Annotated in this window: 17 protein-coding genes and 4 tRNA genes; 6 read left to right on the top strand and 15 right to left on the bottom strand. The window is 75.1% G+C overall.

Translation table 11 applies throughout. The features are described 5' to 3' along the window. Positions 1-64 precede the first annotated feature (64 nt). Positions 65-268: a hypothetical protein gene (locus ACIOFR_RS18815; protein ID WP_400998427.1), complete on the bottom strand. Its 204-nt coding sequence runs from the start codon at positions 266-268 to the stop codon at positions 65-67. Between the two features lie 163 nt (positions 269-431). Here ACIOFR_RS18815 and ACIOFR_RS18810 point away from each other — a divergent pair, with 163 nt between their 5' ends. Next, positions 432-1,397, top strand: coding sequence for an aldo/keto reductase (locus ACIOFR_RS18810; RefSeq protein ID WP_400998426.1), 966 nt, complete (start codon positions 432-434; stop codon positions 1,395-1,397). 57 nt (positions 1,398-1,454) lie between these two features. Here the strand turns inward: ACIOFR_RS18810 and ACIOFR_RS18805 are convergent, their stop codons facing one another. The 3 genes from ACIOFR_RS18805 to ACIOFR_RS18795 all read right to left on the bottom strand — a co-directional run bounded on the left by ACIOFR_RS18805 (position 1,455) and on the right by ACIOFR_RS18795 (position 6,216). Beyond that, the gene (locus ACIOFR_RS18805) at positions 1,455-2,363 is read right to left on the bottom strand and encodes a C40 family peptidase (protein ID WP_400998422.1); all 909 of its coding nucleotides are present in this window, start codon (positions 2,361-2,363) and stop codon (positions 1,455-1,457) included. Continuing rightward, positions 2,360-3,592 carry an SPFH domain-containing protein gene (locus ACIOFR_RS18800; protein WP_400998420.1) on the bottom strand — a complete coding sequence of 411 codons (1,233 nt, stop codon included), beginning with the start codon at positions 3,590-3,592 and terminating at the stop codon, positions 2,360-2,362. Before ACIOFR_RS18800 ends, ACIOFR_RS18805 begins: the two co-directional genes overlap by 4 nt. Positions 3,593-3,786: 194 nt before the next feature. Beyond that, positions 3,787-6,216 (bottom strand): Ig-like domain-containing protein, encoded by a 2,430-nt coding sequence (locus tag ACIOFR_RS18795; protein ID WP_400998418.1) that lies wholly within the window; start codon positions 6,214-6,216, stop codon positions 3,787-3,789. A gap of 634 nt (positions 6,217-6,850) precedes the next feature. Here ACIOFR_RS18795 and ACIOFR_RS18790 point away from each other — a divergent pair. Then, entirely contained in the window at positions 6,851-7,273 is a 423-nt protein-coding gene (locus tag ACIOFR_RS18790) for a globin domain-containing protein (protein ID WP_400998416.1), read from the top strand. A 10-nt stretch (positions 7,274-7,283) separates the two neighbouring features. After that, on the top strand, positions 7,284-8,489 hold the full coding sequence (locus ACIOFR_RS18785; protein WP_400998414.1) for a globin domain-containing protein: 1,206 nt from the start codon (positions 7,284-7,286) through the stop codon (positions 8,487-8,489). A gap of 52 nt (positions 8,490-8,541) precedes the next feature. Here ACIOFR_RS18785 and ACIOFR_RS18780 read toward each other — a convergent pair. From ACIOFR_RS18780 to ACIOFR_RS18770, 3 genes are all read right to left on the bottom strand, one after another. Beyond that, positions 8,542-8,617, bottom strand: a tRNA-Arg gene (locus tag ACIOFR_RS18780). A 33-nt stretch (positions 8,618-8,650) separates the two neighbouring features. Then, a tRNA-Arg gene (locus tag ACIOFR_RS18775) sits at positions 8,651-8,726 on the bottom strand. Positions 8,727-8,887: 161 nt separating this feature from the next. Further along, positions 8,888-8,978 (bottom strand) — tRNA-Ser (locus ACIOFR_RS18770). A 203-nt stretch (positions 8,979-9,181) separates the two neighbouring features. On the opposite strand from ACIOFR_RS18770, the gene ACIOFR_RS18765 reads away from it, so the two are divergent. Beyond that, entirely contained in the window at positions 9,182-12,478 is a 3,297-nt protein-coding gene (locus ACIOFR_RS18765) for a PAS domain-containing protein (protein WP_400998411.1), read from the top strand. 47 nt (positions 12,479-12,525) lie between these two features. On the opposite strand, the gene ACIOFR_RS18760 is transcribed toward ACIOFR_RS18765, so the two are convergent. The 3 genes from ACIOFR_RS18760 to ACIOFR_RS18750 form a co-directional block, all read right to left on the bottom strand. Next, the gene (locus ACIOFR_RS18760; protein WP_400998409.1) at positions 12,526-13,020 is read right to left on the bottom strand and encodes a DUF4396 domain-containing protein; all 495 of its coding nucleotides are present in this window, start codon (positions 13,018-13,020) and stop codon (positions 12,526-12,528) included. 93 nt (positions 13,021-13,113) lie between these two features. Beyond that, positions 13,114-14,775 (bottom strand): long-chain fatty acid--CoA ligase, encoded by a 1,662-nt coding sequence (locus tag ACIOFR_RS18755; protein WP_400998406.1) that lies wholly within the window; start codon positions 14,773-14,775, stop codon positions 13,114-13,116. 162 nt (positions 14,776-14,937) lie between these two features. Beyond that, positions 14,938-15,858: a DUF1906 domain-containing protein gene (locus ACIOFR_RS18750; protein ID WP_400998403.1), complete on the bottom strand. Its 921-nt coding sequence runs from the start codon at positions 15,856-15,858 to the stop codon at positions 14,938-14,940. 139 nt (positions 15,859-15,997) lie between these two features. On the opposite strand from ACIOFR_RS18750, the gene ACIOFR_RS18745 reads away from it, so the two are divergent. Then, positions 15,998-17,101, top strand: a complete 1,104-nt coding sequence (locus ACIOFR_RS18745) for an EamA family transporter (protein WP_400998400.1) — start codon at positions 15,998-16,000, stop codon at positions 17,099-17,101. Positions 17,102-17,370: 269 nt separating this feature from the next. On the opposite strand, the gene ACIOFR_RS18740 is transcribed toward ACIOFR_RS18745, so the two are convergent. Then, positions 17,371-17,520 carry a hypothetical protein gene (locus ACIOFR_RS18740; protein ID WP_400998399.1) on the bottom strand — a complete coding sequence of 50 codons (150 nt, stop codon included), beginning with the start codon at positions 17,518-17,520 and terminating at the stop codon, positions 17,371-17,373. A gap of 425 nt (positions 17,521-17,945) precedes the next feature. Next, the gene (locus ACIOFR_RS18735; protein ID WP_400998396.1) at positions 17,946-19,310 is read right to left on the bottom strand and encodes an FAD-binding oxidoreductase; all 1,365 of its coding nucleotides are present in this window, start codon (positions 19,308-19,310) and stop codon (positions 17,946-17,948) included. Positions 19,311-19,650: 340 nt separating this feature from the next. Between ACIOFR_RS18735 and ACIOFR_RS18730 the strand changes: the two genes are divergently transcribed. Continuing rightward, the gene (locus tag ACIOFR_RS18730; RefSeq protein ID WP_400998393.1) at positions 19,651-20,859 is read left to right on the top strand and encodes an Ig-like domain-containing protein; all 1,209 of its coding nucleotides are present in this window, start codon (positions 19,651-19,653) and stop codon (positions 20,857-20,859) included. 81 nt (positions 20,860-20,940) lie between these two features. Here the strand turns inward: ACIOFR_RS18730 and ACIOFR_RS18725 are convergent, their stop codons facing one another. The 3 genes from ACIOFR_RS18725 to ACIOFR_RS18715 all read right to left on the bottom strand — a co-directional run bounded on the left by ACIOFR_RS18725 (position 20,941) and on the right by ACIOFR_RS18715 (position 23,584). After that, the gene (locus ACIOFR_RS18725) at positions 20,941-21,630 is read right to left on the bottom strand and encodes a histone deacetylase (protein WP_400998390.1); all 690 of its coding nucleotides are present in this window, start codon (positions 21,628-21,630) and stop codon (positions 20,941-20,943) included. A gap of 209 nt (positions 21,631-21,839) precedes the next feature. Continuing rightward, a tRNA-Ser gene (locus ACIOFR_RS18720) sits at positions 21,840-21,927 on the bottom strand. A 61-nt stretch (positions 21,928-21,988) separates the two neighbouring features. Further along, positions 21,989-23,584 (bottom strand): S1C family serine protease, encoded by a 1,596-nt coding sequence (locus tag ACIOFR_RS18715; RefSeq protein WP_400998387.1) that lies wholly within the window; start codon positions 23,582-23,584, stop codon positions 21,989-21,991. Positions 23,585-23,645: the final 61 nt, after the last annotated feature.

The following is a 23,645-nucleotide window of genomic DNA, read 5'->3' as shown; positions in this document are numbered from 1 at the left end:
CCCCCGGCGGGCGCCCGTAGCGGGCTCCCGCCGGAGGGACGGCGCAGCAGCGCTGACGTGCCGGTTACTTGACGGCGAGCCAGATCACGCCGGCCACGACCACGAGGGCCAGCACGGCACCCACGATCATCATGCCGGTCTTGCTGGAGCCACCGCCGGCGTTGCCGTAGGTGGTGACGGAGCCCGGGGCCTGCGGGGCCGGGGCCTCGTCGACGAACGCCCGGAACATCTGGGTGCTGCCGGCGGGGTCGTAGTCGTTGTCAGCCATGGCACGGACTCTAGCCAATGCCGACGCCCGGCCGACACCCCGGACCCGTCCCGGGGCGGCCATCTCCACGGAGCTCTCACCTCTTGCAACACCCGTACGACAAGCTCGTGAACTCCCCCGGGGCCGGGGAATCGCTCCCGGCGGCATCGGGTTGACTCGGAGCATGACCGCTTCCCGAAGTGACACCCCACGTGTGACCCTCGGCACCTCCGACCTGGCCGTCTCGCCGCTCTCCCTCGGTGGCAACGTCTTCGGCTGGACGGCGGACGAGGCCGCGTCCTTCGCCGTGCTCGACGCCTACGCGGCCGCGGGCGGCAACTTCGTCGACACGGCCGACGTCTACTCGGCCTGGGTCCCGGGCAACACCGGCGGCGAGTCGGAGACCGTGATCGGCACCTGGCTGCGCAGCCGGGGCAACCGGGACGACGTGGTGGTGGCCACCAAGGTCGGCTCGCACCCCGAGCTGGCCGGGCTGGCGGCGGCGACGATCAAGCGGGGCGCCGAGGAGTCGCTGCGGCGGCTCGGCATCGAGCGGATCGACCTCCTCTACACCCACCGGGACGACCTGACGACGCCGGTCGAGGAGATCGTCACCACGCTGGACCAGCTGGTCCGCGAGGGCAAGGTCCGCGAGGTCGCCGCCTCCAACATCGGGCCGGACCGGCTGGCCGACTCGCTGCGCTTCGCCGCCCGCGAGGGGCTGGCCGGCTACGTCGCGGTGCAGCCGCACTACAACCTGGTCTCCCGGGCCACCTACGAGGGCCCGCTGAGCGACGTGGTGGCGGAGTACGGCCTCTCGGCGGTGCCCTACTACGCGCTGGCCTCCGGGTTCCTCACCGGGAAGTACCGGCCGGGCGGCGCCGCCGTACCCAGCGCCCGGGCCCAGGGCGCCGCCCGCTACCTGGACGACCCGCGCGGCCCGCGGGTGCTCGGCGCGCTGGACCTGGTCGCCGGCGCCCACCGGGTGGAGCCCGCGACCGTCGCCCTGGCCTGGCTGGCCTCCCGGCCGACGGTGGCCGCGCCGATCGCCAGCGCCCGCACCGTCGAACAGCTCCCGCCGCTGCTGGCGGCGGCCGGGCTGAGGCTCAGCGACGAGGAGCTGAAGCTGCTGGACGAGGCCTCGGCCTGACCCGGTGGCCCGGGCCTGCGGGGAGCCGCGACCGGTCCGCGGCGCCCCGCAGGCCGGTCACGGGCGGCCGGTGAAGGTCGGGCGGTACCCGGCGCTGACGCGCGAGATCCGCACGCTCGTCCCGGGCCGGGCGGCCTCGACGAACGTCCCGTCACCGAGGTAGATCCCGACGTGGTGGATCCCGGAGACGCTGCCGTCGTCCGACCAGAACAGCAGGTCCCCGCGGTGCAGCCGGTCCGGTTCGACCGGGGTGACGGCGCGGTACTGGTCGTCGGCGACCCGGGGGAGGCCGATCCCCGCGCGGCGGTAGGCCTGCTGGACCAGCCCCGAGCAGTCGTACCCGCCGGGGCCGTTGCCGCCCCAGAGGTACGGGCGGCCCAGCTGCGCCAGCGCGTAGGCCACGGCGGCCTCGGTGCGGCCCGCGGTCGTGGCCGCGGCGGGTGCGGCCGGCGCGGGGGCCGGGCGGGCGCCGCCGGTGCGGTCCAGGTAGACGTCCAGGTGGGCGGTCCAGCGCCACTCGCCGGCCGCGTTGCGGAACCAGTACCGCGAACCGTCCCAGCCCTGGCGGATGCCCAGGGCCGTACTGCCGCCGGGGGCGGGGGCGGCCGGCGCGGGGGTGCGGAGCGTGCCGGTGCGGCTCTGGTACACGCTGTAGTGGCTGGTCCAGCGCCACTCGCCGGCCGCGTTGCGGAACCAGTAGCGGGAGCCGTCCCAGCCCGGCTGGCGGACCTGGGGCGCCGCGTGCGCCGCGCTCACCCCGAGGCCGAGCCCGATCACTCCGGCGCCCGCCAGCACGGTGGTGGCCAGGCAGGCGCCGCGGACGATCCGGTGCGTCCGGCCGCCGTCCGGGGCCGCGCGGGCCGGCCGCGGCCGCGCGGCGTGGGCGCAGTACCGGCAGCGGCAGCCGGCGGCGGACTCCTCGAAGCGGAGTACGCCCGGGTCGGTGGATATCTGACCGGTGGTCATGCCGGTTTCCCTTCCCTGCGGGTCGGACGGACGGCCGGAGCGGGGACCGCGGCGGTCACCCCGGCCGGGGTGACGAAGGCGACCAGCAGGTGCTCCATCAGGGCACTGCGGGCGGCCTGGTCGAGTTGGTGCGAGGTGGCCCGTTCCAGGCGGCGGACGGCCAGGGCGGCGGCCTCGACGGCGTCGTCCACCAGGACGGTCCGCAGGCCCGCGTCGAGCTCGGCCAGCCTGCGCCGGCGCATCGACTCGGTCACCTCGGGTGCGTAGTCCAGCGCCAGCGGCTGGACGGAGTAGACCTCCAGGCCCGCGGGTGCGGCCTCGGCGGCCAGCGCCCTGGTCAGTTCGTCCGAGAACCACTGGCCGTCCCGCAGGGCCGGGCCGGGCCCCGCGTTGGCGTCGCAGGGCAGCGCGGTGGCCGTCCGGGTCAGCACGGCCTGGACCTGCTCGCGCAGGTAGGTCTCGTGCTCGTCGACGCCCAGCACGGCCCGTGCGGTGTCCTTGACCCGCCACACGACCAGCAGCCGGACCACGATCGGCGTGCCGGTCCGGTCGGTCACCTGGATCGGGTCGCCGCGCCAGTGCCGCAGCCGGACGTCCACCAGGTGACGGCGCAGCAGCGGGTTGACCCACAGCAGCCCGGTCCGGCGGACGGTGCCGCGGTAGCGGCCCCAGCGGGAGAGCACCCGGGTCTCGCCGCCCGCGTTGGTCATCAGGCCGGCCAGCGCGATCAGGATCAGCGCGCTGGCGCCGGCGGCGATGCCGATCTCCCGTTCCGTCACGACCGGGACCCGGGCGGCGCGGACGGCGGCACTGCGGAGGTCGGGGAGGGCTGCGAGGTGGGGGAGGATGCCCGCCCGGCCCAGGGCCAGCGCGAGGGCGGCCGCGCCGGCCAGCACGGCGAGCACCGCGATCCAGCCGGGGGCCGTCCGGGCGGACCGCTCGCGCAGCGCCTGGTCGACCCGCGGGGGCCGGCGCACCGCCGGGGTGTCCGGGAGGGGTACCGGGGCCGGGGCGGGCACCGGGGCCGCGGGGTGCTGGCCGACGGGTCGGAAGCGGCGGGTGGGCGGGCCGTCGTCCAGCTCGTCCGGGGCGAACAGTGCCGCCTTGATCAGCGGCTTCGCCGCGGCCCTGGCCACGGCGCGACCCAGCTGGGTGGCCCCCGGGGGGATCTCCCTCGGGTCGTAGGGGTTGGGGGTGGTTCCCGGCGAAGGGTCGCGGGTGACGTCCATGCACGGATCCTCGGGGTCGGCTGTGTCGCGCAACGGGCGGCCCGGATCTGACGGGCAGTGCCGAAATCCAGCCTAGGCAGATAAGTAGTCAAATGCGACATTTCGATACGGCGTGTTTCTTGATTTCTGACCCGCCGTCCGCCGGGCCGCCCGACCTGACCTGCGGGAACGGGCCGGCGAAACCCGACATCCAGTCAGTGCCGACGGCGTGCCCCACTGCCGCGGCCGTACACCCGACGGGTCACCAGACCGAGCCCCAGCAGGATCAGCAGGACGCCGACACCCGCCCGGCGCCAGCCCGTCACGGGCGCGTCCCGGGCCGCCGTGGGCGCGTCGTCGCCGGGCACGGCCCGCACGGTGGTGGACGCGGCATCGGCAGCCGCGGGGGGCGCCGCGAGCGTGCGACCGCCGCCGGACGAGGTGAGCGACGGGGACGGCGGCGGGGATGCGCTCCGACCGGCGCCCGGCGTGGCCGAAGGAGCGGCCGACGACGCCGCGGGAGGCACTGGGGACGGCGCGGCGGGAGGCGTGGCGGGAGCCGCGTCGGACGGCACGCTCGCGACCGGGAGCGGGGCCGGCGGTACGGCGATCGGCAGCAGACCGGGCACCGGAGGCGCGAGAACGGGCTCCGCACCCGCCGGTACCGTCGCCGGGCCGGCGGCCGAGGACACCACCGACGGCGAGGCCGAGGGCGAGGACGACGGCGAGGACGAAGCGGCCGCCGACGCCGCCGGGGCGACCGTCACCGCCACCTCCTCCCCCGTCGTGCCGTTCCCGGCCCGGTCGGTGGCCGTGGCGAGCAGCCGCTGCGCACCCGGTGGCAGGTCACGCGAGGCCGTGCAGCTCCAGGCGGAGTCCGCGCCGGCCACCGCGCTGCACACGGTGACCCGTTCTCCGCCGGCCGCGCGGGCCGTGACGGTGACCGTCGTCCCGGCTTCCGCCCGGCCGGACAGCCGGGGCCGGGCGGTCGGGAGGGTCTCGCCGGCGGCGGGGGAGGCGAGCTGCGGGCGGCCGGGCGCGACGGTGTCGACGGTCAGGGTGACCGGGCGGCCGTCGGTGCGGTTGCCGGCCCGGTCGACGGCGGTGGCACCGAGCCGGTGCTCCCCGTCCGGCAGGTTCTCCACCGGCAGGCAGGACCACTCCCGGCCGGCGCCCACCTCGGTGCTGCACAGCTCGTTCGCGGCACCGGCCCCGCCGGGCCGGTCGGCGAGGGCCACCGAGACGGTGCTGTGGGGTTCGCCGGTGCCGGTGAGCAACAGGCCGGGGTCGTTGGTGAACTCGGGCACGGTGAACACGGGCGCCGCGGGCGGCGCGGTCTTGACCACGATCCCGACCCCGGTGCCGCGCAGCACCAGACCGCCCCCGGTGGTCTCGACCGGCGTCAGGGTGTGCGGGCCGGGACCGAGCGGGCTGCCCGGACGGCAGGACCAGCCGCCGTCGGGGCCCACCGTGGTGCGGCAGAGCTCGGCCTCCCCCTCCAGCACGGCCACGGTGGCGCCCTGGACGGCCCCCTCGCCGCGGACCTCCGGCCGCGGATCGGCGGTGGTCGTTCCGGCCACCGGGCGGGAGATCTCGGCAGGGGCCGCGCCGACCGCGATCCGTACCCGCTGGTCGACCACCTCCCCCGAGTCCGCGAAGCCGTCCGGCAGGACCAGCTGAGCGCCGTTGCGGGCGATCCGCAGCCGGGCCCAGGTGTCCCCGGAGGCGGCGACGCCGGGGACCGTCCACTCCAGCGCCGCCGTACCACTGCCGGCAGGGACGTCGGCCTGCACCCGCTCCAGCGGGTCGAACCGGCCGTTGTGGTCGAAGTCGATCCAGCCGGCCAGGACGGCCGGTCCCCCGCCGGGGCCGACCGGCACCGTCAGGCCGTAGTAGCGGCCGACCGCGGCCTCCGCCGGGAAGGCGAGCGTCGGATCGGCGCCCGGGTACTCGCTGCGGCCGGGCTGGTACTGCGGCGGCGCCGGGCTGCTGGCCCAGGCGCTGCGCACTCCGGCGCCGCGGTCCAGCTCGACGGCCGGCCGGTCGGCCCGCTCCTGTTCGAACGGCAGCGGCCGGGCCGGCTGCTCCCCGGGGACCAGCGGTTGCGCCACCGTCGCGGTGAGTCCGGGGCGGGCGCGGACGGAACCCCCCGCCGCGTCCTGCCCGAGGAAGAGGTCGGAGATCACGTGGGAGGCGTTGCCGTAGCCCTGCGGTGCCGTGCCCAGGCCCTCGTCCACGGTGACGGTGCTGGCCAGGCTCAGTGCGGCGGGGCTCACCCCGGCGCCGTCCCGGACGGTGCTGCGCTGTTCCACCCGCAGCGTGGCGGTACCGAGGGTGCCGGCCAGTTCGAGCGTTCCGGCACCGGCGGCGGAGCCGTCGTTCGCGCCGTCGCCGGTGGGGGTGAGCTCGCCGGCGTCGACCGTCCAGCCGGGCCAGCCGGTGCGGCCGACCAGGCCGGGGGCGGCCGGGGAGCCTCCGGTGACGGTCAGCCGGGTCGCCGTCCCGGTGCTGCCGACGGCGCCGGTGGTCAGGGCCGCCAGCCCGCTGAGGTGGAGCCGCGGGTTGCGGACGACGCGGGAGAAGGTGACCTGCAGGGTGCCCAGGGTGCGCCAGGAGCCGTCCGCCCGGGGGCGTTTCTCGGCCACCACAAACATCTCGGCCGGATCGCCGGCCCGCAATCCGTCCGTAAAGGAAGCGTCCGCACCGGCGCCTTCCGCGAGTTTTCCGGGCGCGGCGGTGGCGCCGACTCCGGGGAGGGGGGTGAAATCCAACTGGACGGCCAGGCCCGAGGGGAGCACCGCGCGGTGCTCCGCCGACCACGTCCCGGGTGACTGCTGGGCCGGAGCGGGCGTCGAATTCCAGCCGATCAGCAGGCCGGCGGCCAGCAGCGCGGTGGCGGCCCGGCGGGCCGACCGGCGCCTTCCGGCGCACCCTGGCCGGTGGACTTCGGCTACCGGCGCACGTCGCGCAGACCGTCGGATCATCCGACTCTCCCTACGGTGGAGTCCGCCAAGTCGCGGGCCTGGCACCTGTTCTGACACACCCATAACATCCGACAAAAGGGAATCACGATCGGGAGTCGGTCAAACCGCGACACCGGCGGGTCTGCCCCGCTGGCACCCGATTGGTCGGCGCCCGGCCGGCCGTAGGGGAACTACCCGCAACCGACGCATTCAAGCCATCTCCGGAACCGTCCAACCGGGATTTACCACAGGCTGTTTGACCATTCATCAGCCATCACTGTTCGAATTAGCGGACGGCTCAGTAGAGTCAGCGACCGTGACTATCGATCCCGCCGTCATCACGAGCAGTTTCGCCCTGGTCGAGCCGCACGGTGCCGAGGTGGCCGCCCACTTCTACCGGCATCTGTTCGAGCACAACCCGAGTCTGCGCGGGCTGTTCGTCGCGGACCTCGACGAGCCGCAGGAGCGGCTGTGGGCCGCCCTGGGCGCCCTGGTCACCCGTCCGGGGGGCGTCGACGGCCTGATCGGCCCGCTCCGGGAGCTGGGCCGCCGCCAGGCCGGCCACGGCGTGCGCCCCGAGCACCTCCCCGCGGTCCGCGCCAGTCTGACGGCGACGCTCGCGCACTTCGCCGGCCCCACCGCGGGGGACGCGTCCACCTGGGCCGCCGTGCAGGAGGCGATCGCCGACACCATGCTCGCGGCCCCGGCGGCGGCGGATCCGTCCCCGACCGCCGGCTGAGGCCGCCTCGGTGCCCTTCGACCCAGCCGTCCTCCGCGCCAGCTTCGCCGTCGTCGAACGCCGCGCCGACCAGCTGACCAAGTACTTCTACGCCCACCTGTTCAGCCACAACCCGGGCCTGCGGGCACTCTTCCCGGCCCGGATGGACGAGCAGCGCGACCGGCTGTTCAGCTCCCTCACCCACCTGGTGCTGCGGATGGAGGAACCGGGACGGCTCCGCGACTACCTGACGGCCCTCGGCCGCGACCACCGCAAGTTCGGCGCCGCCCCCGCGCACTACCCCGCGATCGGGGCCAGTCTGATCGCCGCCCTCCGGCACTTCTCCGGGCACTACTGGACCCAGGAGGCCGAGAAGGCCTGGACCGAGGCCTACACGGTGATCTCCCAGACGATGATCGAGGCCGCGGCCGGCGCCGCCCGGGACGCCCCCGACTGGTGGCAGGCCGAGGTGACCGTCCGGCGCCGGGCCGCACCCGACCTCGTCGTCCTCACCCTGGCCCCCGACCGGCCGTACCCGTTCACCGCCGGGCAGTACCTCACGCTGTCCTCGCCCCGGGTGCCGAAGGTCTGGCGCCCCTACTCGATCGCCTGCGCCCCGCGCCCCGACGGCACGCTCGAACTGCACGTCCGGCGGGTGCCCGCCGGGCTGCTGAGCACCGTGCTGGTCAACGACGTGCTGCCGGGCGAGACCGTCCGGGTCGGGCCGCCGCTGGGCGACGCCGTCCTCGACCCCGGCTCCACCCGCCCCGTGCTCGCGGTGGCGGGCGGGACGGGCTGGGCGCAGATCAAGTCAGTGGTCGAGCAGCTCGCCCTGGACGGCGGCCGGCCCACCACCCTGCACCTGGCCGCCCGCGGCGGCGCCGACCCGTACGACCTGGCCACCGTCCGGCAGCTGGCGCGGCGCCACCGCCGGTTGGAGGTGGTGGTGGCACCCGCCGGCCACGACGGCGACGCCGAGCCCGGGCAGGCGGGCGGGCCGCTGTGCACCGGGCTGCTCCGGCACCGGGACCTCTCCGGGCACGACGTCCACCTCAGCGGGCCGCCCGGACTGGTCGCCCGGCTGGCCGAGCAGCTGACCGCGCAGGGCGCCCGGCCCGAGCTGATCCGGTACGACCCGGGGCCGGACACCTTCAACCGGGTGCGGCCGGTCACCACGTCCGAATGGTTCCTCGACCGGCGCGACCCGGGCTGGATCAACCCCACCGAGCTCGCCTGAGCCGGGCCCGGACACGACGAAGGCCCCGGACGATTCGTCCGGGGCCTTCGGCTGGTGCGCTCAGCAGGATTCGAACCTGCAACCTCTTGATCCGTAGTCAAGTGCTCTATCCGTTGAGCTATGAGCGCTCGGGCGGCCCCGAGGGGCCACGAGCGGGGTTGTGGTGCGCTCAGCAGGATTCGAACCTGCAACCTCTTGATCCGTAGTCAAGTGCTCTATCCGTTGAGCTATGAGCGCTCGCCCGGTCGAACTGGCCAACCGGGCGGTGCGGGGACAACATTACATGACCCTCGACCTGGGGTGAAATCCATTGCTCCGGCCCCCGCCGGGCGGCCCCGGCGGGGGCCGGAACGCGAAGAGCCCCGTCGGTGTCTCACCGACGGGGCTCTGCGTGGAGGCGGAGGCGGAGGGATTTGAACCCTCGATGGGCTTTAAGACCCAAACCGCATTAGCAGTGCGGCGCCATAGACCGGACTAGGCGACGCCTCCTCCACTCGGACCGCACCGCTTGCTGCGATGCACTCCGCGCGAAAGCGATGATGCCACAGCCTGAGGCTCCGGCACCAACCACCGACAACGTTACTAGCCGGGTCGACCACGACGCAAAGAAGAATGAGATACTCCAGTCTCCCGAGGAGAGCGCGTGCCGCGAGTCGCAGCGGCGGCCCCCAGCCGTGAGGAGACCTGTCGACGTGAGCAGCAGGCCGACCCGAGGCGCTGCTCGCCTCGCCGCGATACTCGACGCCCTGCCGGACGCGCTGCTGCTGGTCAACAGCAACGGCACCGTGGTGGAGGCCAACAAGGCAGCGGTCCAGAGCCTTCAGGCGCCCGGCACCTCGCTGGTCGGCCGAGGGGTACTGGACCTGCTGCCCGAGTTCGACCCGAGCCGGATCCCCGGCTCGATGCGGCCCAAGGCGAGCGAGCCCGAGCGTCTGGACCAGCCGGTCCGGATGACCGCCCGGCGTACCGACGGGTCCAGCTTCCCGGTCGAAGTGGCCGGAAACGACTTCGAGGACGACCGCACCGGCGGCGACGGCCTCGGCTACCTCTCGTACGACCCGTACCGGGAGTCCGGCGGCGGGTCCGGCCAGGGGCTGCTGCTGCTCCTGGTCCGCGACGTCTCGGGGCGGCTCGGGGTCGAGGCCGAGCTGCGGCGCCAGCACAAGCAGACCGAGATGATCCTGCGGGCCGCGGCCGAGGGCGTCCTCGGGGTCGACCTGGACGGGCGGGTGGTCCTGGTCAACCCGGCCGCCGCGCACATCCTGGACTACCGGGCCAGCGAGCTCGGCGGGCGCGAACTGCACCCGCTGATCCAGCACTCCCAGGCCGACGGCAGCCCGCTGGCCCTGGAAGGCTCGGCGCTGCTGGACACCCTGACCTCCGGCCGCAAGCACCGGGTGCGCGGCACCGTGCTGTGGCGCAAGGACGGCACCCCGGTGACGGTGGACCTGACCACCGCGCCGGTCCGGGACGGCGACCAGCTGGTCGGTGCGGTGATGACGTTCACCGACCGGACCAGGGAGCTGGCGCTGGTCGCCCGCAACGAACACCTGACCGCCGTCCTGGAACAGGAGCTCGGGGACGCACTGACCGCCCTGCACCGGCGGATAGACGCACTGGCCGGCGACCCGGCCGGACAGCTCTGGCCGGAGGCCAACTGGACCCTGCGGCGGCTGGCCGACGAGTGCCGCCGCTTCTCCACGCTGATCGACGGGGTGCTCGCGCACCAGCGGTTCGAGGTCGCGGCGGAGAACGGCAAGGACCAGACCGAGCGGGCCGAGGTCGGCCTGGACACGGTGGTCCAGAAGGCCGTCGAGTTCGCCGGCGAGCTGGTCGGGCCCGGCCGGGTGCGCTACTCCGTGCACGCCGCCCCGGTCGAGCTCTCGGTGGACCGGGACCGGCTGGCCCGGGCACTGGCCCACCTGGTCGCGGACGTCAGCGGCGTCACCCCGTCGCTGGAGGTCACCGGGGTCCGGTCGGACTCGCCCGGGCTCGGCGTACCCGCCCTCCCGCCGGGCGGCACCGAGCTGCCGATGGTCGTCCTGGCCGCGGCGCAGCGCGGCGAGGTGGCGCGGATCGAGGTGCGCGGGCCGTCCCGCCGCCCGAGCGCGGTGCACCTGCCGATCGCCCGGACGACCGTGGAGCACCACGGAGGCGTGCTGCAACGGCACGAGCTGCCGAACCGGGCCGGCACCACGTACGTGGTGGAGCTGCCGCTGGACCCGTCCGCGCCGAGGGCCGCCCGCACGGTCGGGGTGCCCAAGGAGACGGACACGGCGATGCTGCCGGACCTGCCCCAGATGTCGTCGGCGCGGCCCGGCGAGCCCGGTGGCCCGGCCGCGGCCCGCCCGAAGCCGGACCAGCCGGCCGAGGAACCGCCGGCGCGGCCCGCGCCGACGGCGCAGGAGCCGGCGTCCGCGCGGGACTCCGGCCGGGAGGACGCCGCGGCCGCCGAGCAGGCGCGGCCCGGGGCGGCCCCGCAGCCCCGCACTCCGATCGCGCTCGGCCCCGCGGAGGGGCCCGCCCCGGACACCGCGGCGCCGGCCGCCGAGCCCACCCGGCCGTCCCGCCGGAGGCGCGGTCTGCCGGCCGGGGACGAGTCCTCGGGCGCGCTGTCCATCCCCGGAGTCCCCGATCCCGGCACGGCCCTGTACCCGGGGCTGGAGAACGCCCTGCCCGTCGCGGCGCCGGTGCCCGCGCAGGGGGCGGGCCCGGAGGGTGCGCCCGCCGCCCGGCCGACCGGCCGCCGGCGCCGGCTCGCCGTTCCCGGTGAGCCGGCCGAGGCGACGGCGCCCGCACCGGTCGCCGATCCGCAGCCGGAGCGGCCGGCCGCCGAACTCGAACTGGCCCGTCCGGCCCGGCCCGAGCTGCCGTCGGCGTCCCCGGCCGGGGACGCCCCCGAGCAGCCCCGGCCGGTCGGCAGCGGGCTCGGCGAGCTGGCACCGCCGCGCCCGATGGGCGGCGGTTTCGCCGGTGCCTTCCCGAGCGCGTTCCCGGATGCCGGCCCGCAGCCCCTGCCCCAGCCGGACGCCCTCGTCCCGGCCGTCCCGGCGGCCGTGGAGCGGCCCGCGCTGCCGGCGCTGCCTCCCTCCGGCGGTGGCTCGGAGGCGGCCGAGGCGGCGGAGCAGTCGGCCGGGATGGAGCCGCGGACCCCGCCGCGGCCGGTCTCGGAGCTGCCGATGTCCGGCGTGGGCCGGCCCGGGGAGCAGCCGTCCGCGGCCGTCCCGGCGGACCCGCCGACCATGGTCGCGCCGGCGGCGGACGGCGCCCGCCGGCTGCTGGTGTGGCCCGAGCCGGATCCGTCGACCCGACAGGCGCTAGAGGACCGCGGCTACCGCCCGGTGATCGTGCGCTCCCGGGAGGAGGTCGACGCCCAGGTGTCCGGCTTCCCGGCGGCGCTCTTCGTCGACCCGCTGACCGGGCCGATCACCCGGACGGCACTGCAGTCGCTGCGCACGGCCGCGCTGAACAGCCGGGTCCCGGTGCTGGTCACCGCCGGTCTGGGCCAGGCCACCCGGGACGCCGCGTACGGCGCGGACCCGGCGGTGCTGCTGCGCGCCCTCGCACCGCGCGACGGCGAGAACCACGCGGCCCGGGTGCTGCTGGTGGAGTCCGACCCGGACATCGCGGCGGCGCTGACCAGCAGCCTGGAGCGGCGCGGGATGCACGTCGAGCACGCGCTGGACGAGAACGACGCGGTCTCCCGGGCCAGCAGCGTGCAGCCCAACCTGGTGGTGATGGACCTGCTCCAGGTGCGCCGCCGCCGGGTCGGGCTGCTGGACTGGCTGCGCGCCAACGACCGGCTGCACCGCACGCCGCTGGTGGTCTACACGTCGGTGGACCTGGATCCGCAGGAGCTGCCGCGGCTGCGGACCGGGGAGACGGTGCTGTTCCTCGCCGAGCGGTCGACCACCGAGGACGTGCAGTCCCGGATCGTCGACCTGCTCGGCCGGATCGGGGCGATGGGCGAGGTCAGCACGGTCGGCTGAGTGCGGTCGATCCGGGCGCCGGCACCGGGTGCCGGCGCCCGGGCCGGTCAGTGGTGGGCGTGCACCACCGCGTGGCCGCGGCCGAGCGCGATCAGCCGGCGGTTGACCGGCACGGTGACCAGGAAGGCCAGCACCAGGGAGCCGGCCAGCGAGGTCCAGAACAGCAGGTCGCTCAGGCCGGCGTCCATCGCGCCGGGGACGGCGAGCATCGCGCTGTTGTCGATCAGCTCCATCACCGCGATGGACACGGTGTCGGCGGCCAGCGCGACCTTCAGGGCCGGGCCGAGGCCGAGGCCGGCCCGGCGCACGCCGCGCATGGTCAGCGCGTAGCCGAAGACGAAGGCGAGCACGATCGAGAGCGCGATCGTGGCGCCGGTGTGCAGGCCGAGGGCGGTGCCCAGGACCAGGCCGAGGACCTCGCCGACGGCGCAGCCGACGAGGCAGTGCAGGGTGGCCAGTGCGGCGGTGCGCCAGCCGCGGTCGGCCGCGGCGGGGTGTCCCGGCCGGGCGGGGTGTCCGGGGTGCTGGTGCTGGCGGTCCATGGCGGCGCCTCCTGTTCGGACGGGCGGTCCGGTCCAGCACAACGACATACCCCCTGGGGGTATTCCCCGGGGGGTATGCGGTGGGCGGTGCGGCTACTCCTTGCCGAGCAGGACGACCTCCAGCAGGCCGTCCGCGTACTCGGCCCGGATCACCTTCTTGTCGAACTTGCCGACGCTGGTCTTGGGCACCGCGGGCACGATCGCCCAGCGCTCCGGCAGCTGCCAGGAGGCGATCCGCTCGGCCAGGAAGGCCCGCAGCTCCGGCAGGCCGGCCGCGGCCCCGGGCCGCAGCACGACGGTGGCCAGCGGCCGCTCGCCCCACTTGTCGTCCGGCACGGCGACCACGGCGGCCTCGGCCACCTCGGGGTGGGCCATCAGGTGGTTCTCCAGCTCCACCGAGGAGATCCACTCACCACCCGACTTGATCACGTCCTTGGCCCGGTCGGTGAGGGTCAGGTAGCCGTCCGCGGTGATCGTGCCGACGTCGCCGGTGCGCAGCCAGCCGTCCTCGCTGAACTTGTCCTCCGGGCGCTCCGGCTGCTGCCCGGCCCCGGCGAAGTAGGCGCCGGCGATCCACGGCCCGCGGACCTCCAGCTCACCCTGGGCCACCCCGTCGTGCGGCATCCGCTCGCCCGCCGGGCCGATCAGCCGGGCCTCGACGGAGGCCGGGAAGAGCCCCTGGGTGATCCGGTAGGGCCACTCCTGCTCAGGCGTCAGGCCGCCCGGCGGGAGGGCGAAGGTGCCGAGCGGGGAGGTCTCGGTCATGCCCCACGCGTGCACCACCTGGATGCCGTGGCGGTCCCGGAAGCCCTTCATCAGCGCGGGCGGGCAGGCCGAACCGCCGATCACCACCATCCGGATCGAGGAGGTGTCGTAGCTGCCCGCGTCCAGCTCGTCCAGCAGGCCGTTCCAGATGGTCGGGACGGCGGCGCTGACGGTCGGCCGGAACCGGTCGATCATCTCGGCGAGCGGCTTCGGCTGGAGGTGGCGGTCGGGCATCAGCAGGTTCGCGCCGGACATGAACGCCGCGTGCGGCAGGCCCCAGGCGTTCACGTGGAACATCGGGACGACCGGCAGCGCGAGGTCCCGGGAGGTGAGGCCGAAGCTGTCGGCGGCGTTGACCTGGAGGCAGTGCAGGTACACCGACCGGTGGCTGTAGACCACGCCCTTGGGGTCGCCGGTGGTCCCGGAGGTGTAGCAGAGGGCGGCCGCCCGGCGTTCGTCGACGTCGGTCTGCCACGGGTACGCGGTGGGCCGGTCCGCGATCAGCTCCTCGTAGCCGTGCACCGTGCCGGCGAAGCCGTCCAGCAGCGAGCGGTCGCCCTCGCCGTTGACGACGATGTGCCGCAGGGTCGGGTTCAGCTGCGGCAGCACGCCCGCCAGCAGAGGCAGCAGGCTGCCGTCGACGATGATCGCGCGGTCCGCGGCGTGGTTGACGATGTAGGACAGCTGGTGGGACGGCAGCCGCAGGTTGAGGGTGTGCAGCACCGCACCCATCGAGGGCACCGCGAGGTACGCCTCCAGGTGCTCGGCGTTGTTCCACATCAACGTCGCTATGACGCTCGCGTCGGCGACGCCGAGCTCGTCCCGCAGGGCGTGGGCGAGCTGCGCGGCACGCGCCCCCACCTCGGCGTACGTCCGGGTGACCGGTTCCGCGCCGGTCCAGGTGGTGACCGTGGAGCCGCCGTGGACGGTGGAGCCGTGGGCCAGGATCCGGGCGACGGTGAGCGGGACGTCCTGCATCGTGCTGTACACGGGTCCTCCTTGACCGGGCAGCGGCGGGGCAAGCCCTACCGCCGAGTAGCGCACGTCGTGTCGGCCCGATTCTGACGGCCCGGCGGCCTGCTGTCAGCAGGCGTTGCCGGGATGAGACGAGCGGCTCACACCGGGGGGCGGGCGCGCGGGCCGGCGTGGCGGTCAGCGTGCGACCAGGGCGTCCAGCCGGTCCCGGTCCACGGTGAGGGCGGCTCCGCCGTAGCTCTCCTCGACGTTGCCGTGGTGCTGGTGGATCCGCTGGTGGTCGAGCCACAGGTCGGGGGCGAGCGGGCCGCTGCCGTCCACGGTGGTGGCGTGGTCGTCCCAGCGGGCGTACCAGACCGCGTCCGGCAGCGGGGAACTGCCGACCCGGGCGGCGGCGGCCAGGTCGGCGATGCCGGAGTCGGTGCTGGAGTAGAAGCCCGAGTGGTACCCGGCGGCGTGCAGGGCCTGGGTCCAGCCGAGGGTGAACTCGATGACGGCCTGGCTGCAGACCGCGTCCCCGCGCGGGTAGGCCTCGATGTCCAGGTAGACCGGGCTGCCGTCGCCCAGGCCCAGCGCCCGGAGCGCGCCCACCGCGGCCGCCGCCTCCTGCCGGCCCTGTTCGGCGGCTGTGGCGGGCTGGATCCGCTTCGGCTTGGTCGCGGACCGACGGCAGGGCGCTTGCAGGCCGACGTGGGTCGGGACGAGCTTCCAGCCCATCGCCCGGACCTCGCGGACCCAGGCCGCGGTCAGCCGGGGCTGATCGCAGGCCCGCTGGTCGCCGCTGGTGTAGATGCCGATCGCGCGGTACGGGGAGGCGTCCCACCAGGCGCGCATGGTCTCCGGGGCGGGGGCCGTGCAGACGTCGAACCCGGCACCGCTGAAGACCTCCCGGGGCATCGCCGCACGGCGGGCGGGCGGGTCCGGCAGGACGGTCCGCGGCGGGGGCGGCGGTGCGGGGGCGGCGGCCGCGGCGAGCTCCGAACCGCTGCGCGCGGCCCCGCCGGGCGGCCATGCGCCCGGGTCGAGGACGGTCCGGTCGGTGGCGAGGAGCAGGACGAGGGACGCTGCGGTGAGAGCTGCCGGGCCTAAGTAGCGCACCCTCCAGAGCTACTGACCCGTCATCGAATCCTCCGGTTCGGCGCGCGCGGCCGGAGCCGCGTTCACCTGCCCGGCGGCACCGTCCCATCTGGTGGTAATGAGTTTGGACCTTTCATACCCCTTACGTCACACTCGTCCCATGTCCACCACTGCCAACTCCTGCGGGCCGACCACCCCGGTCCGGCCGCAGGCGTCCCCGACCGGCGAGACCTTCGCCGACGCCCTTGCCATGCCGCCCTCCCCCAAGGGCGAGCCCGCCGGCGAGCGCGGTGGCTGGCGACGACGCGGGACGGCGCCCACGGTGAGCACCGATCCCCCGCCCGGCCGAACGGCCGGGGCCGACCGGCCGACGGCCGGCTCCTGGATCGGAAACACGCAGCGGCGCCTGGGAAGCATCCCGGCGCCGCTGCTGTGCGTGGCGGCGATGTTCTCCGTCCAGATCGGCATCGCGGCCTCCAAGCCGCTGTTCTCCGTCCTCGGCGTCGGCGGCGCGACCTTCCTGCGGCTGGCCGTCGCGGCCACCGTCCTGCTCGCCGCCACCCGCCCCCGGCTGCGCGGGCGCAGCCGCCGCGACCTGGGCCTCGCGGTCCTGCTCGGGGTCGCCTCGGCCGGCATGACCGCACTGTTCGCCGGGGCCGTCGACCGGCTGCCGATGGGCACCGCCTCCACGATCGAGTTCCTCGGACCGCTCGCGGTGGCACTCGCCCTGGCCCGACGCCTCTCCCACCTGCTCTGGGCGCTGCTGGCCGGTGGCGGGGTCGTGCTGCTCACCCTGCTCGGCGAGGGTTCGGGCGGCTCCCGGCTGGACCCGGTCGGCCTGGCCTGCGCCTTCGGGGCGGCGGCCTGCTACGCCGGGTACATCCTGTTCACCGACAAGGTCGGGGCCGCGTTCCAGGGCTTCGAGGGGCTGGCCGTCTCGTTCACCATCAGCGCGCTGGTGCTGGCACCGTTCGGTGCGGCCGACGCCTGGCACGGGCTCGCGGACGCCTCGGTGCCCGTCCTGCTGCTGCTCGCCGTGGCCGGGGTGGCGCTGCTGTTCCCGGTGATCCCGTACGCGTTGGAGATGACGGCGCTGCGGCGGATGCCGCAGCGGGTGTTCAGCGTGATCGTCAGCCTGGACCCGGCGGTGAGCGCGCTGGTGGGGCTGGTGCTGCTGCACCAGCTGCTGGGGTGGGTGCAGGTGGCGGGGATCGCCTGCGTGGTGGCGGCGAGTGTGGGGGCGACGCTGACCGTCCGACGGTAGCGGGGGCCTCTGGTACGGGCTGCGGGGGCCTTGGGCCGCGGGCTGCGGGGGGCCTTGGGCCGCGGGCTGCGGCGGCCGGCCGCGGTCCGGGCCCGGGTACGCCGACGGGCGGCGCCGTTGCCGGTGCCGCCCGTCGAGGCCGGTGTGCGGGGTGACCCTTTCCGCTCCCCGGGGTGTCGCGTCGGTCCGTCCGTACCGTTCGTCCGCTGGGGCGCCCCCGCCGTCAGCGGCACCGTCGGTGCGTCGGAGTGTGGGGCATCGGAACGGGATCAGCCGCCGGGCACCGGGACGAAGACGTACCCACTGCCGAGGTCGGACACCGGGAGGCCGTTGGAACCCTCGCCGGCCGGTGCGCCGTTTTCGGCGCGTGGGGTGGCGAGCAGCAGACCGGCCGGCCGTTTCGTTCGGTAGCGCACCATGAGTCCTCCAAGAGCCTTCAACCCCGCCGGGCTGCACATGTGGTGATCAATGCCGGAGTTCGTTGCCAGACGAACCCGTGCGGGCTGCGACGCCGGAAGACAGCCTTCCGCAACAAATCGACAAAGCGCCAGTACCGGCAGGGCTTTTCGCCCGTTAGCGTGACATCACCGCGGATCCGCGCAGTCCGGGAATACGCGGACCGCCGGCCGACACACCGCCCGTGGCCTGCGACTTCGCCCGAACGGTCGGATCACGGGCCTGAATTGCGCGGGCGTGCGCGGCAGCACCGCACCGTTTTCGCACCACCACCAGCGCACACGAACCCATCCACGCCCCGCGGAATGCGCATCGGCCACCGGGGCGGGCACTTTCAGCCATCCCGGGATGTCCCGGCCCCACCCGACGACGATCATTTGAATGAACGTCAGAGCGTCTTACCCGGATTGAGGATCCCCAGCGGGTCGAAGACCGACTTGATCTGCCGCTGGAGCTCCAGACCGACCGGCCCCAACTCCCGGGCCAGCCAGTCCCGCTTCAACAGGCCGATGCCGTGCTCCCCCGTGACCGTGCCGCCGAGTTCCAGACCGAGCGCCATGATCTCCTCGAAGGAGTGCTCGGCGCGGGCCGTCTCCTCGGGATCCGACGCGTCGAAGACCACCACCGGGTGGGTGTTGCCGTCCCCGGCGTGCGAGACCACGCCGATGGTCAGCCGGCCGCGCTCGGCGATCCGGGCCACTCCCGCGAGCATGTCGGCCAGCCGCGACCGCGGCACCGCCACGTCGTCGATCATGGTGGTACCCATCCGGTCCAGCGCCGGCAGGGCCAACCGGCGTGCCTGGAGCAGCAGTTCCGACTCCGCCCGGTCCTCCGCCGGCACCACCTCGGTGGCACCCGCCGCCCGGCAGAGCTCGGCCACCGCCGCCACCTCCGCCGCCTGGTCCGGCCCGTCGAACGCCACCAGCAGCAGCGCCCTGGTGCTCTCCGGCAGGCCCATCGCGGCCATCTCGTTCACCGCCCGCACCGTGGTGGCGTCCATCAGCTCCATCAGCGAGGGGGCGAACCCGCCGGCCATCACCTCGCAGACCGCGGCGCAGGCGGCCTCCGTGGCGGCGAACTCCGCCGCCAGCACCAGCGGCGGCGCCGGCTCGGGCCGCAACGCCAGCACCGCCTGCACCACCACACCCAGCGTCCCCTCCGACCCCACCAGCAGCCGGGTCAGGTCGTAGCCCGCGACGCCCTTCGCCGTCCGGCGGCCGGTGCGCAGCAGCCGCCCGTCCGCGAGCACCACGTCCAGGCCCAGCACGTACTCGGCGGTCACCCCGTACTTCACGCAGCACAGGCCGCCCGCGCCGGTGCCGATGTTCCCGCCGATGGTGCAGGACTCCCAGCTGGACGGGTCCGGCGGATAGGCCAGCCCGTGCTCGGCCACGGCCCGGGAGAGCACCGCGTTGACCACGCCCGGCTCGACCACCGCGAGCCGGTTCACCGGATCGATCTCCAGGATCCGGTCCATCGCCACCAGCGACAGGACGATGCAGCCGTCCACCGCGTTGGCCCCGCCGGACAGACCGGTCCGGGCGCCCTGCGGCACCACCGGGACGCGCAGGTCGGTCGCCGTCCGCAGGACGTGCTGCACCTGTTCCACGGTCCGCGGGAGGACCAACACCGCGGGCACGCCCGCCGCGCAGAACCCCGCCATGTCGCGGGCGTAGGAGGCGACCACGTCCGGGTCCACCACCACGGCGCCCTCGGGCAGCCCCTGCGCCAGCCGTTCGACCAGATCACCCATGGGGACCTCGCTCCTCGCGGTCGCGTCCTCGCACCCGTCCGCTCCGCACTCTGCCCCCGGGCGGGGACGGCGGCAAGGCTGCCTGCCGGAGAGTCGGCGGGGGCGCGGCGGGGCGCTGCCGGGGTGCGGCGGGGGGCTGCCGGGGTGCGGCGGGGGGGCTGCCGGGGCGCGGCGGGGGGGCTGCCGGGGCGCGGCGGGGGCGTTCGGTAACCGTTCGGGAACAGCGGCGGGACCGGCGCATCCTCGGCGCCGTACGCCACGTACATGTTTGCGGGGTCGACGGGACCCCGGGGGACGACGGGGGACGCCCGGTACACGCGGGCGACCGGACGGGGGACACATGACCAGGCGGACGGCACTGCTGGCGGCACTGAGCGGGATGCTCCTGCTCGCGGGGTGCGGGGGCGCGGGAGGCACCTCGCCGGGCGGGCCGGCGAGCACGGCCGCGTCGGGCGGGACCGCGGGCGGCGCGACGGGCGGGGCGCCGAAGACCTCCGCGGCCGTGCTCACGGTCGAGCCGGGGAACGGCACGGTGGACGTGGCGCCGCAGGGCGCACTCAAGGTCGCGGTGGCCGGCGGGAAGCTGACCAAGGTGGACGTCACCGACCAGGCCGGATCGCCGGTCGCCGGCGCGATCACCCCCGACGGGCTCGGCTGGGCGCCGGCGGCCGGGCTGGCCGTCGGCACCGCGTACCGGGTCAGCGCGGAGGCCGCCGACGCCCACGGTCTGCCGACCACCGCGACCAGCGCCTTCACCACACTGACGCCGAAGCGCACGGTCAAGGCCGAGGACAACGTGGTCACCGGCGAGACCTTCGGCGTCGGCATGATCATCTCGGTGAACTTCGCGGGCGACGTCAAGAACAAGGAGGCGGCCGCCAAGGCCGTCACCGTCGAGGCCTCGGACGGCACCGTGGTCAAGGGCCACTGGTTCGACGACCGGCGGCTCGACCTGCGGCCGGAGTCCTTCTGGAAGCCCGACACCAAGGTCAAGGTGCACTTCCGCACCAAGAGCGTCGAGCTCTCCCCCGGCGTGTACGGCGCGACCGACCGCGACGAGGAGTTCACCATCGGACGCTCCAAGATCAGCGAGGTCGACGCGAGCGCCCACCAGATGGTCGTCAAGAAGGCCGGCCAGCCCGACCAGCAGATCCCGATCACGGCCGGCGACAACAACAACCCCTCCTGGAACGGGACCATGGTGGTCTCGGCCATGAGCCGGATGGAGCGGATGCGCTCCGAGGGCGTCCCGGGCCTGGTGGGCGCCGGCTACGACACCGAACGGCCGCACGCCCTGCGCCTCACCAACACCGGCACCTACGTGCACGGCAACCCGCTCGCCGGCGGCGCCGTCGGCCGCGCCAACATCAGCCACGGCTGCATCGGCCTGGTCGACACCGCGGCGGGCGACCCGAACTCGACGGCCGGCCGGTACTACGCCGACAGCATGGTCGGCGACGTGGTCACCGTGCGCGGCTCGGTCCACAAGCAGGCGCTCGACCCGGCCAACGGGCTGAGCGGCTGGAACCTCGACTGGGCCACGTGGTAGCAGCCGGGTAGCAGCCACCCGGGCGGTGGCCGGCCACGGGGCACCAGCCCGGGCGGTGGCCGGACCGCCGGGCGGACGCGGTCAGTGCCCGGCCTCGCCGGCTCCCCGCAGCACCCGCTCCACCCGGCCCGGCGACCACACCCCCGCCGCCCCCGGACGGCTGCTCAGATAGGCCGCCGACCGTTCCGCGTCCCAGCCGTGGCCCTCGCGCAGCCCGGTGGCGACGGCCCGCAGGTACGGCGCCGAGGGCGCGTTCAGCTCGGCCTCGGCACTGCGCCACGGGGCGGTGAAGGTCAGTACCGGATGACCGTCCAGCACCCCGGCGCAGAGCAGCGTCTCGTACCGGCCCGGGCCCAGCCGCTCGCGTCCCTCGGCGACGACGGTGCCCAGGTCGAGGTCGGTGCCCGGCGCACGGCGCCGCTCCTGCGCGAGGACGTCGGCGAACTGCCCGGCCCGCAGCAGAAAGGCCCGGGCCGGCATCTCGCCGTCGTCGAACGGGTCGTAGAAGCCCATCCCGCCGCCCCAGACCAGCGACTCCAGCGCGAAGTGCAGCCGCCCCGGCAGCAGCACCGGCACCGCCCCGACCGGCGGCCGCCCGTCCCGGGCACCCGGCAGGGTCCGGGCCCCCTCGGCAGGACGGCCGCCCGCGAGGTAACAGGTCAGACGGGCCAGGTGCATGTTCGAGGCGTACGCCGCGTACCAGACCATCCGGGGCGCCCCGGCCGGCACCCCGGCCACCGGCCCCGGCCGCCGCACCGCACTCGACGTCATCCGCCCCGCCTCGTCCGTCACCTGTCGCCTGTCGCAGCCGGGCCGCGCCCCGGGCGCCCGATTCTCGGCGAGCGGTGCGTCAGGAACGGTACGGGCGGGGCACGTTGGGCGGGGATCCACCCGTCCGGCCGATCCCCGGGCGGCTCGTCCACGGGGCCGGAACGGCGACCGGCCCCCGACCGCTGGTGCGGATCGGGGGCCGGGTGCGGCGGAGAGCGTGGGATTCGAACCCACGGTACGGGGTCACCGCACGACAGTTTTCAAGACTGTTCCCTTAGGCCGCTCGGGCAGCTCTCCAGGCGGAGGTCAGCCTAACGGGTTCCGGGGGGTTCGGTGCACACCGTTTCGGGTGCTCGGGTCAGTTGTCGCCCTTGCGTTCACCGAGGGTGACGGTGGTCTTGGCGGCCTTGCCGTCGCGGGTGTACTCGACGTCGACCTTCTCGCCCGGCTTGTGCGTCCAGATTTCGCTGACCAGGGTCGGACCGCTGTCGATGGAGATGCCGCCGAGCTTGGTGATGACGTCGCCCGGCTTGAGGCCGGCCTGGTCGGCGGGGCCGCCGGGGGTGACGGCCGGGGTGCCCTGGACGTCCTTGGTCTGGATCTGGGCGCCGTCGCCCTTGTAGTCGTCGTTGCGCAGCACGCCGAGGATCGCGTAGACCGGGTTGCCGTCCTTGATCAGCGTCTCGGCGACCCACTTGGCCTGGTTGATCGGGATGGCGAAGCCGAGGCCGATCGAGCCGGCCCGGCCGCTGGAGCCGCCGCTGTTGGACTGGATCGCCGAGTTGATGCCGATCACCTGGCCGGAGGCGTTGAGCAGCGGCCCGCCGGAGTTGCCCGGGTTGATCGAGGCGTCGGTCTGCAGCGCGTTCATGTAGGACGCCTGGGAGCCGGTCTCGTCACCGGAGGCGACCGGGCGGTCCTTGGCGCTGATGATGCCGGTGGTGACGGTGCCCTCGAGGCCGTACGGCGCGCCGATCGCGATGGTGGCGTCGCCGATGGCGGTCTTGTCGGAGTCGCCGAGCGGCAGCGGGACGAGCTTGTCCTTCGGCGGGTTGTCGAGCTTGACCACGGCCACGTCGTAGCCCTGGGCCCGGCCGACCACGGAGGCGGGGTAGGAGGAGCCGTCGGAGAACTTGACCGTCAGCTTGCCGCCGCTGGCCGCCGGGGCGACCACGTGGTTGTTGGTGAGGATGTGGCCCTCGGTGTCGAAGACGAAACCGGTGCCCGTCCCCGACTCGCTGGAGCCCTGGGCCTTGATGGTGACGGTGCTGGGCAGTGCCTTGGCGGCGATGCCGGCGACCGACTCGGGGGCCCGGTCCAGGGCCTTCTGGTTGTCGCCGACCGTCACGGTGGTGCTGGTGCGGCTGGTGGAGCCGGCGAACCCGTCCTTGCCGTCGGTCAGCGAGACGCCGATCGCGCCGCCGGCCAGGCCGGCCAGCACGGCGACGGCCGCGACCACGGCGATCAGGCCGCCGCGCCGGCGACGCGGGCCGGGCGGCGGGACGGCCGGCGTGCCCCACTCGACGGGGTGGCCGGGACCGCCCGTACCGCCGGGCGGGGTGCCCCAGCCGCCGAGCGGGTGCCCGGCGCCGAACGGGTGGTGCGGCTCGCCCGCGGGCGGCTGCGGCGCGGCCTGCGGGTGCCCGGCCGCCGGGGAGGCGTACGGGTTGGGGTCGCCCTGCGGCGCGCCCTCGGCGAGCACGGGCACCGGCGCGGCCGGAGCGGCGGGTGCCGGAGCGGCGAACCCGGCGGGCGCGGCCGGCGGCGGTGCGTCCAGGTAGCCGGGCGCGGGGGCGGGGGCCGGCGCGGCGGGCAGCACCGGCGGCGGTGCGTCGATGTACCCGGGGGCGGCCGGGGCGGTCTCGGCCGGCTTCGACAGAGCACCCGCCTCTGGAACGCCGGAGGACTGACCCTCCTGCGCCCCGGTGGACCCACTCTCGTGCTCGGTGCTCACGGACGACCTCCATAGCTGACAGGACCTTGGCCATAGTTTTTCGCACGACCGATTCAGTTGC

Source organism: Kitasatospora sp. NPDC088346, from assembly GCF_044740765.1.
Lineage (GTDB): Bacteria > Actinomycetota > Actinomycetes > Streptomycetales > Streptomycetaceae > Kitasatospora.
The sequence above is the reverse complement of the archived record's forward strand: the minus strand, read 5'-3'. Positions and strand labels throughout refer to the sequence as shown.